Genomic DNA, 15,222 nt, shown 5'->3' on the forward strand with positions numbered 1-15,222 from the left:
GCTAGAATCGAAACCATTCATCTGAAATCAGGTGCTTCTCGTATAAGAGTACGAAAGGTCCGATGAGGAGCCGGAAACGTCCTGCGAAACGGACAGACACGGTGCCGGTCGCACCTCACGACACTCAGCCAATGAACTTTCCCCCCTCGTGTGGCCTCAACCCCTTATCAGCCCAACAAGGAATACGAGGCCCTGCCATGAAAGCTTTCTTGAAACTGACCCTAGCCGCCTCCCTCGCCTGCGCCCTCCCCGCCTGGGCCACCTGCACCCCCGAGGAAGCCACCGCCAAGCGGGAACAGCTGGCCCAGGAGGTGACCAAGCTCACCGAACAGAACCCGGCCAAGGCCAAGGAAATCAATGACGAATTGCAAGCCATGGACCTGGAGACCGCCAGCAAGGATGTGCCGGATAAGTGCCAGTTGATTGATGAGCGTCTGGAAGAACTAAAGAAGGCAGAAAAGAAAGCCGGTTGACTGCTCAAAGCGCACACAACCCGCTTCTGTGGCGAGGGGATTTATCCCCGCTGGGTTGCGAAGCAACCCCAGTCAAAGCAACTCAGTTGAACCAGATACACCGAGTGTCCGGTTTTAGGGCTTCTTCGCAACCCAGCGGGGATAAATCCCCTCGCCACAGGGTTCTGCATCGAACTTAAGTTTGAGTTTCGCCCATAAAAAAACCGGACCCAAGGTCCGGTTTTTTTATGCAGCACTACCTCCGTATCACTCAGCCGCCGGCGCCTCTGGCTTGCGGCGCTTGAGCGGGGCCATGCCGTCCTTGCTGACCAGCGACAAAGCGTCGGTCTTCGGGCGGTTGGCGATCTTGCGCTTGGTCGGGGCCTTGGCGCCGGTTTTCTTTTTGTCGCCCTTGGCGTCGACCTTTTTCTTCTTCACGCCAACGGCCTTGCCCGAAGCCTTGACCTTTTTCGGTCCGCCGTAGGTGCCTTTGACTTCCTTGATGGTGCGGCGCTCGAAGCTCTGCTTGAGGTAGCGCTCGACGCTCGACATCAGGTTCCAGTCGCCGTGGCAGATCAGCGAGATCGCCAGGCCATCGTTGCCGGCACGGCCGGTGCGGCCGATGCGGTGCACGTATTCATCACCGCTGCGGGGCATGTCGAAGTTGATGACCATGTCCAGGCCGTCAACGTCCAGGCCACGGGCGGCAACGTCGGTGGCGACGAGGATTTTCACGCCACCTTGCTTGAGGCGGTCGATGGCCAGTTTGCGGTCTTTCTGGTCCTTTTCGCCGTGCAGCACGAACGCCTTGTAATCCTGGGCCACCAGGCGACCGTAGATGCGGTCGGCCATGGCACGGGTGTTGGTGAATACGATGGCTTTTTCGTAGGTTTCGTTGGCCAGCAGCCAGTTCACGATCTGTTCTTTGTGCTGGTTGTGGTCAGCGGTGATGATCTGCTGACGGGTCGTGGCGTTCAGTTGGCTGACCGCGTTGAGCTGCAAATGCTCAGGGTTGTTCAGCACCTTGGCGATCATTTCCCGCAGGCCCGACCCGCCGGTGGTGGCAGAGAACAGCATGGTCTGCTGGCGGTTGACGCATTCGTCCACCAACCGTTGCACGTCTTCGGCAAAGCCCATGTCGAGCATGCGGTCGGCTTCGTCCAGCACCAGCACTTCGACTTCCTTGAGGTCAAGGTTGCCGGCGTTCAGTTGCTCGATCATCCGCCCCGGGGTGCCGATCAGGATGTCCGGCACTTTGCGCAGCATGGCGGCCTGGACCTTGAAGTCTTCGCCGCCGGTGATCAGGCCGGACTTGATGAAGGTGAACTGCGAGAAGCGCTCCACTTCCTTCAAGGTTTGCTGGGCCAGCTCACGGGTCGGCAGCAGGATCAGGGTCTTGATGCTGACGCGCACCTTGGCCGGGCCGATCAGACGGTTGAGGATCGGCAGCACGAACGCTGCGGTCTTGCCGCTGCCGGTCTGCGCCGTCACCCGCAGGTCACGCCCCTGGAGCGCGAGCGGAATAGCCGCTGCCTGCACCGGCGTTGGCTCGACAAATTTAAGCTCGGCCACGGCTTTGAGCAGGCGTTCGTGCAGGGCGAATTGGGAAAACACGGGTGCTACCTCGAAGAAATGCAAAAAAACAGCTGCATAGGGTAACGGTTTCGAGCGCGAAGGCCGAGTTTCTTTATACGAACGGCGCTAATCAGTGGCTTTTTTGTGAGCCGATTCGTCATCAAGGGTCACTTAACCTGGCTTAAATGCTCTAATCGCACCGTCGCGTCTTTATAGAAGAACCGTTTCGTCCATGGACATCAAACAGCTCTGGGTCAACATTCAAGACTTCTGGGGTGCCCTTGAGCAGCACCCGCTTCTGCAGTCCAGCCTTGCCTTGTTGTTGCTGCTGGTCATTGCCCTGGTGCTCGGGCGCGTGGCGCGCTACCTGATTTTGCACGGTGCCAAGTTGCTCGGCCGCCAGCCGGCCCTGCACTGGGTCAACGACCTGCGTCATAACAAGGTTTTCCATCGCCTGGCGCAGACGACGCCCTCGCTGGTCATCCAGTTCGGCCTGCACCTGGTGCCGGAACTGAGCAAGACCAGCATGGTTTTCCTGGGCAATGTCGCCCTGGCCTTCACCATCCTGTTCATGGTGCTGGCCACCAGTGCCCTGCTCAGCGCCTTGCTGGACGTCTACGCCCGCACCGAGCATGCCCGCACCCGCTCGATCAAAGGCTACGTGCAACTGGCGAAGATGGTGCTGTATGTGTTTGGCGCGATCATCATTGTCGCCACCCTGATCGACCGCTCGCCGCTGTTGCTGCTGTCGGGTTTAGGTGCCATGTCGGCGGTGATTCTGTTGGTCTACAAGGACACCTTGCTGTCGTTCGTCGCCAGCGTGCAGCTGACCAGCAACGACATGCTGCGGGTCGGTGACTGGATCGAGATGCCCCAGGTGGGGGCCGACGGTGACGTGGTGGACATCACGCTGCACACGGTCAAGGTGCAGAACTTCGACAAGACCATCGTCTCGATCCCCACCTGGCGCCTGATGTCCGAGTCGTTCAAGAACTGGCGCGGCATGCAGCAATCCGGCGGGCGACGGATCAAGCGCAGCTTGTTCATCGATGCCAGCGGTGTGCGGTTTTTGCAGGACGAGGAAGAACAGCGCCTGACCCAGATTCATCTGCTGACCGACTACATCAGCCGCAAACAGGCCGAACTCAAGGCCTGGAACGAAGCCCAGGGCAACGTCGCAGCGATGTCGGCCAACCGCCGACGCATGACCAACCTCGGCACCTTTCGCGCCTACGCCCTGGCGTATCTGAAAAGCCACCCGGACATCCAGCCCAACATGACGTGCATGGTGCGCCAGATGCAGACCACGGCCCAGGGCATCCCGCTGGAAATCTACTGCTTCACCCGCACCACTGCGTGGGCCGACTACGAGCGCATTCAGGGCGATATTTTCGATTACCTGCTGGCGGTGATGCCGGAGTTCGGCTTGAACCTGTATCAACAGCCCAGCGGCATGGATTTGCGCTCGGGGTTGTTGCCGGCGGCGTTGGGGGCGAGCCACCTGCCGGAGCCGCAGAAGCAGGTGATCTGATACTCACAACAGGTTTCCTGTGGGAGCGAGCCTGCTCGCGATAGCGGTGTAACAGTCATAGATATGTTGACTGACATACCGCCATCGCGAGCAGGCTCGCTCCCACAAGGTTCATCAGTGTGCGGGCAACGGTTGGCGTACCCCCCACCGACTGATCCACACCGCCGCCAGTATCACCGACCCGCCCAGCAGCAACCGTCCCAGCTCTTCGTGCTGGTTCCAGATCAGCAGGTTGACCAGCAGCCCCACCGGTACATGCAGGTTGTTCATCACCGCCAGCGTGCCGCCGTTGACCATGCACGCGCCTTTGTTCCACCAGTACAGCCCCAACGCGGTGGAGACCAGGCCGAGGAATATCAGTACGCCCCACTGCAGAGGTGCCTCAGGCCAGAAGTCGGCCTTGCCGAACAGCAGGAAGGCCGGCAACGCCACCGCCAGTGCGCCGAGGTAGAAGTAGCCGAAACGCCGGTAGTGCGGCAGGTCGCTGGGATGGCGGGCGACGAGGTGTTTGTACAGCACCTGCCCGGCCGCGTAGGTGAAGTTGGCCAGTTGCAGCAACAAAAAGCCCATGAAGAAATCCGGGGTGATCCGGTCGTAACGAATCACCGCCGCACCAGCCACCGCCACCAGCGCCGCGATCAGGGCCCAGGGATTGAAGCGACGATTGAGCGCGTCTTCGATCAGGGTCACGTGCAACGGCGTCAGGATGGTGAAAAGCAGCACCTCGGGCACCGTCAGCACACGGAAGCTCAAGTACAGGCACACGTAGGTCACGCCGAACTGCAAGGCGCCAATCAACAGCATGCCACGCATGAACGACGGTTCCACCTGGCGCCAGCGGGTCAGCGGAATGAACACCAGCCCCGCCAGCACAACCCGTACCAGCACCGCAAAGTAACTGTCGACATGCCCGGCCAGGTATTCGCCAATCAGGCTGAAGGAAAACGCCTGAATCAGCGTCACAAAAAGTAGATAGCCCATACGCCCCTCGTTTCGGATGGCGGCGAAGATAGCGGTTTTGAGCTGTTGGGGCGAGTTTGCTCGCGATGGTGTCGGGACATTCATAGATCTATGCAAGCTGACCCACCGCCATCGCGAGCAAGCTCAGCTCCCACAGAGTTTGGCGGTGACCGCGAGACAGTGCTCACCACACCGCCCATGTGGGAGCGAGCTTGCTCGCGATAGCGGTGCATCAGAGACATAGATGCTACCTGACATTCCGCCATCGCGAGCAAGCTCGCTCCCACAGGGTTATGTGGCTGGCCTGGAATCGCAGGCAAAAAAAAGCCCGATCTCGCTAAAGCGTTCAATCGGGCGACTGCACTCAGGAGCAACAAGTGCCAAGGGAGGTTCGATGCGCAAAACAACTTGAAGGGAGCGCCAGGCCACTAGACCACCTGGCGATTACCTGAGGATTAACGGATCAGGCGACCTGGGACAGCTTGGCGTTGGCCTGATTCAAGCCCTTCTCCTGGAAATCACCGCCCAGGTTCATGCCCTCGGCATGGATGAAGGTCACGTCGTGAATGCCGATGAAAGCCATGACCTGACGCAGGTAGGGTTCCTGGTGGTCGGAGCTGGCGCCAGCGTGGATGCCGCCGCGAGCGGTCAGCACGAAGGCACGTTTGCCAGTCAGCAGGCCCTGGGGGCCGGTGGGGGTGTACTTGAAAGTCACACCGGCACGCAGTACGTGGTCCAGCCAGGCTTTCAGGGTACTGGGGATGGCGAAGTTGTACATCGGCGCGGCCATCACCAGTACGTCGGCGTCCAGCAATTCATCGGTCAACTGGTTGGAGCGTTCCAGGGAGGCGTTTTCGATGTCGTTGCGCTGCTCGACGGGCTTCATCCAGCCACCCAGCAGATGGGCGTCCAGGTGCGGCACCGGATTGACGGCCAGGTCACGAACACTGATTTCGTCGGCCGGGTGCGCGGCTTTCCACTGGCTGATGAAGGTCTGGGTCAATTGACGCGAAACCGAGTCTTGCTGGCGGGCACTGCTTTCGATGATCAGAACGCGGGACATGGGATGTAGCCTCCATCGGAGAATGTTGTCAGTCGATGGAGTGAAGATTAAACATGGTTACATCGATCAAAAAGCGCAAATAATTGCTGCAAAACATCGATAAATTCGTTTATAAGCGGAGCACGGATTGGCTCGCTACGGCGCCACCGGCCTATTTGGGCCGGCAGGTCAGGGTGATGCGCAGCTTGATGATGTTGCGGTTGAACTTGGCGGTGGCGTTTTTGAATTTGCCGGCGGCGACTTCGATCTTGCGGGTACGCGGCGCTTCGGGACCATTGCGAAACACCACGGTGCAGGCCGCATCGGTGCTGCCGTAGTTGTTGACCTGGATGGAACCGATGTCGGCATCGGTGTCATAGGCGGTGGAGTCGATGCTCAGGCCATTGAGGTGTTTTTCCACATCGATCGGGTAGGCAAACGCAGTCAGCGGCAACAGCGCCAGCAGCACACAACAGATTTTTTTCATTAGGCAGTCTCCACCAAGGGACCGCCAGCTTAGGACAAGAGGAGCTCAATATGAAAGCGCCCCGCGTGACCCTGGATCAATGGCGAACCTTGCAAGCGGTGGTCGACCACGGCGGTTTCGCCCAGGCTGCCGAGGTGCTGCACCGCTCCCAGTCGTCGGTGAGTTACACCGTGGCGCGCATGCAGGACCAGCTCGGCGTACCGTTGCTGCGCATCGATGGGCGCAAGGCCGTACTGACCGAAGCCGGCGGCGTACTGCTGCGTCGTTCCCGTCAATTGGTCAAACAAGCCAGCCAGCTGGAAGACCTGGCCCATCACATGGAGCAAGGTTGGGAAGCGGAAGTGCGGCTGGTGGTCGACGCCGCCTATCCCAACGCCCGCCTCGTACGTGCCTTGACCGCGTTCATGCCGCAAAGCCGTGGCTGTCGGGTGCGCCTGCGCGAAGAGGTGCTGTCAGGTGTCGAGGAAGTGCTGCTCGAAGGCGTGGCGGACCTGGCCATCAGCGGCTTCAGCATTCCCGGTTACCTGGGCGCCGAACTGAGCGATGTTGAGTTCGTCGCGGTGGCCCATCCCGAACACGCCCTGCACCGCCTCAACCGCGAGCTGAACTTCCAGGACCTGGAAAGCCAATTGCAGGTGGTAATCCGCGACTCCGGTCGCCAGCAACCCCGTGATGTCGGGTGGCTGGGCGCCGAGCAACGCTGGACCGTCGGCAGCCTGGCCACCGCCGCGACATTCGTCGGCAGCGGCCTGGGCTTCGCCTGGCTGCCACGGCATATGATCGAGCGGGAACTCAAGGAAGGCTTGCTCAAGCGTCTACCCTTGGAGCAAGGCGGCACCCGCAATTCCACGTTCTATCTTTTTTCAAACAAGGAAAAACCCCTGGGCCCGGCCACGCAAATCCTCATTGAGCTGCTGCGCACCTTCGACACTGCGCCGCTGGATGCGCCGTTCGCCGCCCCTGAACAAGCCTGACAGGACTTTGCCAATGGCCTACTTCGCCCACGAAGACTGCAACCTGCACTACGAGGAATACGGCCACGGCGCACCCTTGATCCTGGTCCACGGGCTGGGCTCCAGCACCCGTGACTGGGAAAAGCAGATCCCGGTATTGTCCGCCCACTACCACCTGATCGTGGTGGACGTGCGCGGCCATGGACGCTCCGACAAACCCCGTGGGTCCTACAGCATCGAAGGTTTCAGCGCCGACCTGATCGCCCTGATCGAACACCTGGACCTGGGCCCGGTGCATCTGGTGGGCTGGTCCATGGGCGGCATGATCTGCTTTCAACTGGCGGTGGACGAACCCGGGCGGGTCAAGAGCCTGTGTATCGTCAACAGCGCGCCGCAGGTCAAAGTCCGCACGCTGGATGACTGCTGGCAATGGTTCAAGCGCTGGAGCCTGATGCGCCTCCTGAGCCTCGAAACCATTGGCAAGGCCTTGGGCGCCAAGTTGTTTCCGAAACCGGAACAAACCGCGTTACGCCTGGAAATGGCCCGACGCTGGGCAAAAAACGACAAACGTGCTTATCTCGCCAGCTTCGACGCCATCGTGGGCTGGGGCGTTCAGGAACGACTGGCGCAGGTGGTCTGTCCAACCTTGGTCATTTGCGCCGACCACGACTACACCCCCGTGGCACTGAAAGAAGCCTATGTAAAGCTGCTGCCGGACGCCCGACTGGTGGTCATTGCCGACTCACGGCACGCGACCCCGCTGGATCAACCCGAACGCTTCAACCAAACCCTGCTCGAATTTTTGACCGCAATCGACTCAACTACTCAGGATCACTGAACCCATGCTGAAAAAAATCGCCCTCGCCGCCGGCTCCGTCCTGTTTGCCGCCAACCTGATGGCCGCGCAGCCAACCAAGGCGCCCCACGTATTGCTGGACACCACCAACGGTCAGATCGAAATCGAACTGGATCCGGTCAAGGCACCCATCAGTACCAAGAACTTCCTTGAATACGTCGACAGCGGCTTCTACAACAACACGATTTTCCACCGCGTGATCCCCGGTTTCATGGCCCAGGGCGGCGGTTTCACCCAGCAGATGCAACAGAAAGACACCAAGGCACCGATCAAGAACGAAGCCAGCAATGGCCTGCACAACGTTCGCGGCACCTTGTCGATGGCGCGCACTTCCAACCCGAACTCGGCCACCAGCCAGTTCTTCATCAACGTGGCCGACAACGCCTTCCTCGACCCGGGCCGTGACGCCGGTTACGCGGTGTTCGCCAAAGTGGTCAAGGGCATGGACGTGGTGGACATCATCGTCAACTCCCAGACCACCACCAAACAAGGCATGCAAAACGTGCCGGTCGACCCTGTGATCATCAAGTCGGCCAAACGCATCGACTAAACAGCACAGGGCAAGCCTGAGCGGCGGCGATCGCGCGCCGCTCACAGGAAAAAAGGAGAGCCCTGCCCGGGCTATGCACCCCATGGTTTATCGCCGTTTCGAAACACTGATCGACATTTTCCGCGACGCCCCGACCTCGGCCCCCCCGAACCGCGTCCTGCCCTTCTACACCTATTACCTGAAACAAGTCTGGCCCAGCTTCGCCGTACTGCTGGTGGTGGGCCTGATTGGCGCGCTGATCGAAGTGGCGCTGTTCAGCTACCTGAGCCGCATCATCGACCTGACCCAGGGCACACCCAATGTAGATTTCTTCAAGGTTCACGGCGTCGAACTGGCGTGGATGGCCGTGGTGGCGCTGGTCTTTCGGCCGATCTTCGTGGCCTTGCATGACCTGCTGGTGCATCAGACCCTGAGTCCAGGCATGACCAGCCTGATCCGCTGGCAAAACCACAGCTACGTGCTCAAGCAGAGCTTGAATTTTTTCCAGAACGACTTCGCCGGACGCATCGCCCAGCGCATCATGCAGACCGGCAACTCCCTGCGCGACTCCGCCGTGCAGGCCGTGGACGCGCTGTGGCACGTGCTGATCTACGCCATCAGCTCATTGGTGCTGTTTGCCGAAGCCGACTGGCGCCTGATGATCCCGCTGCTGATGTGGATCGCCGCTTACATCGGCGCGCTCTGTTACTTCGTGCCGCGTGTCAAGGAGCGCTCCGTCGTGTCGTCCGATGCCCGCTCCAAGCTCATGGGGCGGATCGTCGACGGCTACACCAACATCACCACGCTGAAGCTGTTCGCCCACACCAACTTTGAACAGCAATACGCCCGCGAAGCCATCAAAGAGCAGACCGAAAAAGCCCAATTGGCCGGCCGCGTGGTGACCAGCATGGACGTGGTCATTACCAGCATGAATGGGCTGCTGATCGTCGGCACCACGGCGCTGGCCCTGTGGCTGTGGACCCAGTCGCTGATCAGCGTGGGTGCGATTGCCCTGGCCACCGGCTTGGTGATCCGCATCGTCAACATGTCCGGCTGGATCATGTGGGTGGTCAACGGGATATTCGAAAACATCGGCATGGTTCAGGACGGTCTGCAGACCATCGCCCAGCCCGTCAGCGTCACTGACCGCGACCAGGCCAAACCGTTGGCGGTGAACCGTGGCGAAGTGCGCTTCGAGCATGTGGATTTCCACTATGGCAAGAAAAGCGGTGTGATCAGCGACCTGAACCTGGTGATCAAGCCTGGGGAAAAAATCGGCCTGATCGGCCCGTCCGGCGCGGGTAAATCCACCTTGGTAAACCTGCTGCTACGCCTCTATGACGTGCAAGGCGGGCGCATCCTCATCGACGGCCAGGACATCGCAGAAGTGGGCCAGGAAAGCCTGCGCGAGCGCATCGGCATGATCACCCAGGACACCTCGCTGCTGCATCGCTCGATTCGCGACAACCTGCTTTACGGCAAGCCCGACGCCACCGATGCGCAACTCTGGGAAGCCGTGCACAAGGCCCGGGCCGATGAGTTCATTCCATTGCTGTCGGATGCCGAAGGTCGCAGCGGTTTTGATGCCCATGTGGGTGAACGCGGGGTGAAGCTGTCCGGCGGCCAACGCCAGCGCATCGCCATTGCCCGTGTGCTGCTCAAGGACGCGCCGATCCTGATCATGGACGAAGCGACGTCAGCGCTGGACTCGGAAGTCGAGGCGGCGATCCAGGAAAGCCTCGAGACCCTGATGCAAGGCAAGACCGTGATCGCCATCGCCCACCGCCTCTCCACCATCGCGCGGATGGACCGGCTGGTGGTGCTGGAAAACGGCCGCATCGCCGAGACCGGCAGCCACGCCGAACTGCTGGCCCATGGCGGGTTGTATGCGCGGTTGTGGCAGCATCAGACCGGGGGCTTTGTCGGGATCGACTGAACCGGTGATGAGGATGCTTGGACCATCACAGAACCTGTGGCGAGGGGATTTATCCCCGTTGGGTTGCGAAGCAGCCCCAAAAACTTGCACCACGGTGTACCAGACCGATTATATGCAACTGCTGTGGGGTCGCTACGCGACCCAGCGGGGATAAATCCCCTCGCCACAAAAGCTGACCGCGCTTTGCTCTACTTCTGCGCAATGCAGTCCCAAGCCTTTCTGAAAAAATCTGTCCAGGAACCATCCTGCGCACACCACAGCGACATACTTTCCACCGTCCATGGCCAAAACCGCCACAGTCCATGACTCTGGCGGTTTTTTAATGCCTCTGGATTTGTCACAACGTTCTTCGATTATCACGACTGTTTTATCAAGGATGCTTATGTCTTTACTCAAACGTTCAACGACTGAGTTGTTGGGTACGTTCTGGCTGGTATTGGGCGGCTGTGGCAGCGCTGTATTGGCCGCTTCCGGGATTGGCGTGCTGGGGGTTGCCCTGGCGTTCGGCCTGACGGTGTTGACCATGGCCTTCGCCATCGGCCATATCTCGGGTTGCCACCTGAACCCGGCCGTGTCGGTGGGCTTGTACGTGGGCGGGCGGTTTCCGGCCAAGGAACTGCCCGCCTACATCATTGCCCAGCTCATGGGTGGGGTGCTGGCCGCCGCGTTGATCTACTTCATTGCCAGCGGCAAAGAAGGCTTCGACCTGGCCGCTTCCGGCCTGGCGGCGAACGGTTACGGCGAACATTCACCCGGTCAGTATTCCATGGTGGCCGGTTTTGTGACCGAGCTGGTCATGACGGCAATGTTCATCCTGATCATCCTCGGCGCCACCGATAAACGTACACCGGCCGGACTGGCACCGATTGCCATCGGCCTGGCCCTGACGCTCATTCACCTGATCTCGATCCCGGTCACCAACACCTCCGTCAACCCGGCCCGCAGTACCGGTCCGGCGCTGATCGTCGGCGGCTGGGCCATCGAGCAACTGTGGCTGTTCTGGGTGGCACCGCTGCTGGGCGCTGTCGTCGGCGGTGTGTCTTACCGCTGGCTGGGCAAGGAAAACAGCTGAGCCACCCCGGCGAAGATCAGCACTGCCGATAGGGCAGTGCGGTCTTCGCTTCTTCGGCGTACGCCAGCACGCCCTCCTGCTCCCGGATCAGAAAATCGGCAACCGCCGCCTTCAGGCCAGGATGGCGCAAGTAGTGCCAGGAACGGGTGATCACCGGCTCGAAACCGCGAATCAGTTTGTGCTCGCCCTGGGCACCGGCATCGAAACGCTGCAGTCCGTTGGCAATCGCATAGTCCATGCCCTGATAGAAACAGGTCTCGAAGTGCAGGCGATCAAACTCCGCCAGGCAACCCCAGTAACGCCCATAAAAACTGTCACCACCCACCAGGCTGAACGCCATCGCCACCGGCCGTGAACCTTGCTTGGCCAACACCACGCGAATGGCCTCGGGCATGCGCTCGGCCAGCAGGCTGAAAAAACTCCGGGTCAGGTACGGCGCTTGCCGACGCACCGCGTAAGTGTTGGCGTAACAGGCGTAGACAAAATCCCACTGGGCCTGGTCCAGTTGCTGACCTTCCAGCCATTGGAACTCGATGCCCTGCCCCGCCACTTGTTCACGCTCCTTGCGCATCTGCTTGCGCTTGCGGGAACTGAGCGCGTCGAGAAAGTCCTGAAAGTCCCGATAACCGCGGTTCTGCCAGTGATATTGGCAGCCGATCCGCTGCAGCCAGCCCGGTTGCCCGGCCAACGCTGCGTCGGTGAAGGCATCGGTGAAGTTGATGTGGGCGCTGGAAAGCGATTCGATTTCCAGATAACCCGGCAGGCTGCCAAGCAACTCCAACCCGTCTTCCCCACTCGCCGCCAGCAACCGTGGACCACTGACCGGGCTGAACGGCACCGCCGTCAGCAGCTTGGGATAATAGTCGATCCCGGCCCGGGCGCAGGCGTCGGCCCAGGCGTGGTCGAACACGTATTCGCCGTAGGAATGCCATTTGCGATAACTGGGCAGAGCCGCCAGCAAACGACCGTCTTCAATATGCAGTAAGTGCTCGGGCTGCCAGCCGGATTGCGGGCCCAGGCTGCCACTGTCTTCAAGGGCCGTGAGGAAGGCATGGCGCAGGAAGGGTTGATTGGCCGGCACCAGTGCGTCCCACTCGTGCGGCGCGATGGCGGACAGGCTGTCCAGAACGTGTAGCGGCATGCAGTTCCCCGAGATCCAGAATGCGGATGGCGCGAGTATCGCCGATTCTGACCGGACAGATAAAAAAAACCCCGCCAGAGGCGGGGTTCAAAGGAGCTATAACGGATGAAAGGTGAAGCGCTGTATCAAGTCAGCGTGACTTAGAACACGTACTGGGCGCGCATCACGAAACCGTCGCCATCGTCGTCGCCGTTGGCATTGGTCACGTTGTCGGCCTTGGCCTTGATATAAGCAGCGGAGATTTTCACGGCTTCGTTGGCGTACCAGTTCACGCCCAGGTTATGCACTTTGGCTTCGGCATCACCCACGTCACGGGTCGCGGAGGCGGTGGTGATGTTGTCGTCTTCGACGGTCATGCTGTCGTAGCGATAGAACACTTCCCAGGCGCCAATGGACTTGTTGGCGGGCTTGATCGCGTCGAACTTGCCGATTTTATAGCCGCGGGACTCACCGGTGAGGGTGTAGGCGCCTTGTACATAAAAGCCGTGACCTTTGATGTCTTCAAAGGCGCTGTCGTCGGCCTTGGTCTTGCGGGAGATGTATTCACCCTGGATCGAGGCTGGGCCCATGGCGAAAGCGGCTTCCAGGCCGAACGCGGTGTCGGTGTCGTACGAACCGGCCGGCGAGTTGTTGGCGCCACCCAGCAACGGACGGTTGCCGTTAGGGCCAGCATCGTTGCCGCCGAGTGTTTCCACACCACGCATGCCCAGGCGGGAACGATAGCGTGCATCGAACACGGTGTCGGAGACGTCACGGGAAGCGACGTTCACGCCGAAGTGCAGGACATTGCCGGAATCGTGCATCGGCGCGAATACGAAGCGACCGTTGACCTGTTTGACGCTGTCGCCGTCGGTATCGTTGTTGTCCTTGGCGAATACGCCAGCGGAGGCATAGAACGAATCAGCGAAGGTGCTGGACGCTTGCAGACCCAGACCGTTCTGGTGGCCGTTGGCCCAGTCGATCAGATCGTAGGCGGCGTTACGCTCCGGCGCGGTCACCCACTTGGAACTGGTGGCTTTTTCCAGGCCGAAATCCGGGTCAAAACGACCGAATTTGATCGAGACCGGCTTGAAGCCGTTGTAGGCCATGGACGCTTCGTCAAAGTAACCGTCGTCTGAACTGCCGGCGTTATGAGAGAAGTCGTAGCTGATGGTGTAGGCCCAATCCGTGTACAGCACACCGGACAGTTCCAGGAAAGCGCGACGAAAGTAAGCGGCGTCGGCCGAATTGCCATTGTCGGTGTAGAGACCGTCAAACTGGCTGTAGTCAGCCTGCAAACGACCGCCAAGCTTGAAGCTGAACTCTTTGTCAGTGGTAGCGACCTCAAGGCCGCCCTTGGTTTTGACCACGATATCGGCGCCGTCGGTAGTCACGGTGCCGGCGAAAGCCTGGGCGGTTACTGCCATTGCCAGTGCGCTGGCGGCAACACCTGCGAAGTGCTTACGGATCATCGAAGAATTCCCCTGTTGGTAGTCTATGCCGTTAGAAAACACGCGGAACTGAGCCCGCTGGTGTTGGAGGGGATCTTGGCGGTGGGTTGTGTCAGCGCAGTTGCTGTCAGATAAAGATTTTATGACAGGGGAACTTTTTACTTCGAAAGGGAATAACCAATCCAACTGAACCCGCCGCAGAACTTGTGGGAGCGAGCCTGCTCGCGATAGCGGTGAATCAGCCGGCATTGATGTCGACTGAGGCAATGCTATCGCGAGCAGGCTCGCTCCCACAGATGCGCAGGGTGTTGTGATTTCAGCGGATGTTTTTACGGCGCTCGGCAGCGAGTTTTTCGGCGAGGTGATCCAGGTCGGGAATCGGGGGTTCAGGGAGCTTTTTGAGGGTCGCCTGCATCAGGCGCATCTGGCGGATGAAACGCCGGCATTTGGCGCAGAACATCAAGTGATGACGCATCATCAAGCGCTCACGCAGGCTCAATTGGTCGTCGAGAAAATCGCTGGAGCGTGCCACTTGTTCCTTGCAGGTCAGCATTCGCCGGTTTCCTCGAAATGTTCCACGGTGGCAAAGACCTTCAGCCGCGCCCGATGCAACAACACCCGTACGTTGGAGAGCGAGATGTCCAGAAGATTACAGATTTCTTCCAGTTCCAGACCCTGACGTTCGCGCAGGCTCAAGACACTGCTCTGCAGTTGCGACAGGCTGAGCAGCGTGTGTTCGAGGCATTCGCGCAGTTCACTCATGGTGAGCAGCGCCTCCGGCGTGTCCTGATGCCAGGCGAACGGCGCCAGCAACCAATGGCCATCCGCGGCGAAACGATCATCCCCAAGCGTGCCGTGGGGCGACGGCAGATCATCGAGCAGCACTTCCCGGCGGTTCTGCTTGTAGCGGCCCTTGGCGGCGTTGGCGGTGATGGTCAGCAGCCAGGTCTTGAGACTGGAGCGGCCCTGGAAGCCATTGAGGTTGCGCACCACTGACAGCCAGGCGTCCTGCACCACTTCGTCGGCATGCCGGCTGCCCACGATGGCGTAAGCCACGGCGCGCATCGGACTTTGGTAGAGGCTGACCAGTTCCTTGAAGGCTTGCTGCTCACCGGCCAGGAGGCGTTGGAGCAGTTGTGTTTCGTCGCTGACGGTCATTCAACGCCCATTGCTGAATAGATTGCGGTTGTGGCGAGGGGGCTGATGTGGGAGCAAGGCTTGCCCGCGATGCGGTCCTTCATAAACCGAGCTGCCTGTT

General features: G+C 60.1%; 15 protein-coding genes. 7 read left to right on the forward strand and 8 right to left on the reverse strand.

Features of this window, described 5'->3' with window-relative positions:
• The first annotated feature begins 197 nt into the window (after window positions 1-197).
• The gene (locus tag AAIS01_RS12830; protein ID WP_343469265.1) at window positions 198-473 is read left to right on the forward strand and encodes a hypothetical protein; all 276 of its coding nucleotides are present in this window, start codon (window positions 198-200) and stop codon (window positions 471-473) included.
• Between the two features lie 246 nt (window positions 474-719).
• Here AAIS01_RS12830 and AAIS01_RS12835 read toward each other — a convergent pair whose 3' ends face one another.
• Entirely contained in the window at window positions 720-2,066 is a 1,347-nt protein-coding gene (locus AAIS01_RS12835) for a DEAD/DEAH box helicase (RefSeq protein ID WP_092397423.1), read from the reverse strand.
• 193 nt (window positions 2,067-2,259) lie between these two features.
• Between AAIS01_RS12835 and AAIS01_RS12840 the strand changes: the two genes are divergently transcribed.
• Window positions 2,260-3,558, forward strand: a complete 1,299-nt coding sequence (locus AAIS01_RS12840) for a mechanosensitive ion channel family protein (protein WP_343469266.1) — start codon at window positions 2,260-2,262, stop codon at window positions 3,556-3,558.
• Between the two features lie 114 nt (window positions 3,559-3,672).
• Here AAIS01_RS12840 and AAIS01_RS12845 read toward each other — a convergent pair whose 3' ends face one another.
• The 3 genes from AAIS01_RS12845 to AAIS01_RS12855 all read right to left on the reverse strand — a co-directional run bounded on the left by AAIS01_RS12845 (window position 3,673) and on the right by AAIS01_RS12855 (window position 6,047).
• Window positions 3,673-4,539, reverse strand: coding sequence for a carboxylate/amino acid/amine transporter (locus tag AAIS01_RS12845; protein ID WP_343469267.1), 867 nt, complete (start codon window positions 4,537-4,539; stop codon window positions 3,673-3,675).
• A 442-nt stretch (window positions 4,540-4,981) separates the two neighbouring features.
• The gene (locus AAIS01_RS12850) at window positions 4,982-5,581 is read right to left on the reverse strand and encodes an FMN-dependent NADH-azoreductase (RefSeq protein ID WP_343469268.1); all 600 of its coding nucleotides are present in this window, start codon (window positions 5,579-5,581) and stop codon (window positions 4,982-4,984) included.
• Between the two features lie 151 nt (window positions 5,582-5,732).
• On the reverse strand, window positions 5,733-6,047 hold the full coding sequence (locus AAIS01_RS12855) for a 3-phosphoglycerate kinase (RefSeq protein WP_343469269.1): 315 nt from the start codon (window positions 6,045-6,047) through the stop codon (window positions 5,733-5,735).
• 50 nt (window positions 6,048-6,097) lie between these two features.
• Between AAIS01_RS12855 and AAIS01_RS12860 the strand changes: the two genes are divergently transcribed.
• From AAIS01_RS12860 to aqpZ, 5 genes are all read left to right on the forward strand, one after another.
• Window positions 6,098-7,021: a PA3225 family LysR-type transcriptional regulator gene (locus tag AAIS01_RS12860; RefSeq protein ID WP_107322098.1), complete on the forward strand. Its 924-nt coding sequence runs from the start codon at window positions 6,098-6,100 to the stop codon at window positions 7,019-7,021.
• 13 nt (window positions 7,022-7,034) lie between these two features.
• Window positions 7,035-7,838 (forward strand): alpha/beta fold hydrolase, encoded by an 804-nt coding sequence (locus AAIS01_RS12865; protein ID WP_343469270.1) that lies wholly within the window; start codon window positions 7,035-7,037, stop codon window positions 7,836-7,838.
• Window positions 7,839-7,842: 4 nt separating this feature from the next.
• Window positions 7,843-8,406 (forward strand): peptidylprolyl isomerase, encoded by a 564-nt coding sequence (locus AAIS01_RS12870; protein WP_343469271.1) that lies wholly within the window; start codon window positions 7,843-7,845, stop codon window positions 8,404-8,406.
• Between the two features lie 82 nt (window positions 8,407-8,488).
• Window positions 8,489-10,321, forward strand: coding sequence for an ABC transporter ATP-binding protein (locus AAIS01_RS12875; protein WP_343469272.1), 1,833 nt, complete (start codon window positions 8,489-8,491; stop codon window positions 10,319-10,321).
• Window positions 10,322-10,703: 382 nt separating this feature from the next.
• Window positions 10,704-11,393: an aquaporin Z gene (gene aqpZ / locus AAIS01_RS12880; RefSeq protein WP_343469273.1), complete on the forward strand. Its 690-nt coding sequence runs from the start codon at window positions 10,704-10,706 to the stop codon at window positions 11,391-11,393.
• A gap of 16 nt (window positions 11,394-11,409) precedes the next feature.
• Here the strand turns inward: aqpZ and AAIS01_RS12885 are convergent, their stop codons facing one another.
• The 4 genes from AAIS01_RS12885 to AAIS01_RS12900 form a co-directional block, all read right to left on the reverse strand.
• Window positions 11,410-12,534: a GNAT family N-acetyltransferase gene (locus AAIS01_RS12885; RefSeq protein WP_343469274.1), complete on the reverse strand. Its 1,125-nt coding sequence runs from the start codon at window positions 12,532-12,534 to the stop codon at window positions 11,410-11,412.
• A gap of 140 nt (window positions 12,535-12,674) precedes the next feature.
• A complete protein-coding gene (locus tag AAIS01_RS12890; RefSeq protein ID WP_343469275.1) occupies window positions 12,675-13,985 on the reverse strand; it encodes an OprO/OprP family phosphate-selective porin in 1,311 nt (436 codons plus the stop codon).
• A gap of 295 nt (window positions 13,986-14,280) precedes the next feature.
• A complete protein-coding gene (locus tag AAIS01_RS12895) occupies window positions 14,281-14,517 on the reverse strand; it encodes an anti-sigma factor family protein (protein WP_343469276.1) in 237 nt (78 codons plus the stop codon).
• Window positions 14,511-15,122 (reverse strand): RNA polymerase sigma factor, encoded by a 612-nt coding sequence (locus tag AAIS01_RS12900; protein WP_343469277.1) that lies wholly within the window; start codon window positions 15,120-15,122, stop codon window positions 14,511-14,513. Before AAIS01_RS12900 ends, AAIS01_RS12895 begins: the two co-directional genes overlap by 7 nt.
• Window positions 15,123-15,222 lie beyond the last annotated feature (100 nt).

The sequence above is a fragment of the Pseudomonas halotolerans genome (genome assembly GCF_039581215.1).
GTDB classification, from domain to species: domain Bacteria; phylum Pseudomonadota; class Gammaproteobacteria; order Pseudomonadales; family Pseudomonadaceae; genus Aquipseudomonas; species Aquipseudomonas tehranensis.

Excerpts from the sequence above, each read along its gene's own strand:
- AAIS01_RS12830 (WP_343469265.1), top strand. The coding sequence starts at position 198 with ATGAAAGCTTTCTTGAAACTGACCCTAGCCGCCTCCCTCGCCTGCGCC.
- AAIS01_RS12850 (WP_343469268.1), bottom strand. The coding sequence starts at position 5,581 with ATGTCCCGCGTTCTGATCATCGAAAGCAGTGCCCGCCAGCAAGACTCG.
- AAIS01_RS12840 (WP_343469266.1), top strand. The coding sequence starts at position 2,260 with ATGGACATCAAACAGCTCTGGGTCAACATTCAAGACTTCTGGGGTGCC.
- AAIS01_RS12860 (WP_107322098.1), top strand. The coding sequence starts at position 6,098 with ATGAAAGCGCCCCGCGTGACCCTGGATCAATGGCGAACCTTGCAAGCG.
- AAIS01_RS12870 (WP_343469271.1), top strand. The coding sequence starts at position 7,843 with ATGCTGAAAAAAATCGCCCTCGCCGCCGGCTCCGTCCTGTTTGCCGCC.
- AAIS01_RS12865 (WP_343469270.1), top strand. The coding sequence starts at position 7,035 with ATGGCCTACTTCGCCCACGAAGACTGCAACCTGCACTACGAGGAATAC.
- AAIS01_RS12855 (WP_343469269.1), bottom strand. The coding sequence starts at position 6,047 with ATGAAAAAAATCTGTTGTGTGCTGCTGGCGCTGTTGCCGCTGACTGCG.
- AAIS01_RS12900 (WP_343469277.1), bottom strand. The coding sequence starts at position 15,122 with ATGACCGTCAGCGACGAAACACAACTGCTCCAACGCCTCCTGGCCGGT.
- AAIS01_RS12890 (WP_343469275.1), bottom strand. The coding sequence starts at position 13,985 with ATGATCCGTAAGCACTTCGCAGGTGTTGCCGCCAGCGCACTGGCAATG.
- aqpZ (WP_343469273.1), top strand. The coding sequence starts at position 10,704 with ATGTCTTTACTCAAACGTTCAACGACTGAGTTGTTGGGTACGTTCTGG.
- AAIS01_RS12885 (WP_343469274.1), bottom strand. The coding sequence starts at position 12,534 with ATGCCGCTACACGTTCTGGACAGCCTGTCCGCCATCGCGCCGCACGAG.
- AAIS01_RS12845 (WP_343469267.1), bottom strand. The coding sequence starts at position 4,539 with ATGGGCTATCTACTTTTTGTGACGCTGATTCAGGCGTTTTCCTTCAGC.
- AAIS01_RS12895 (WP_343469276.1), bottom strand. The coding sequence starts at position 14,517 with ATGCTGACCTGCAAGGAACAAGTGGCACGCTCCAGCGATTTTCTCGAC.
- AAIS01_RS12875 (WP_343469272.1), top strand. The coding sequence starts at position 8,489 with ATGGTTTATCGCCGTTTCGAAACACTGATCGACATTTTCCGCGACGCC.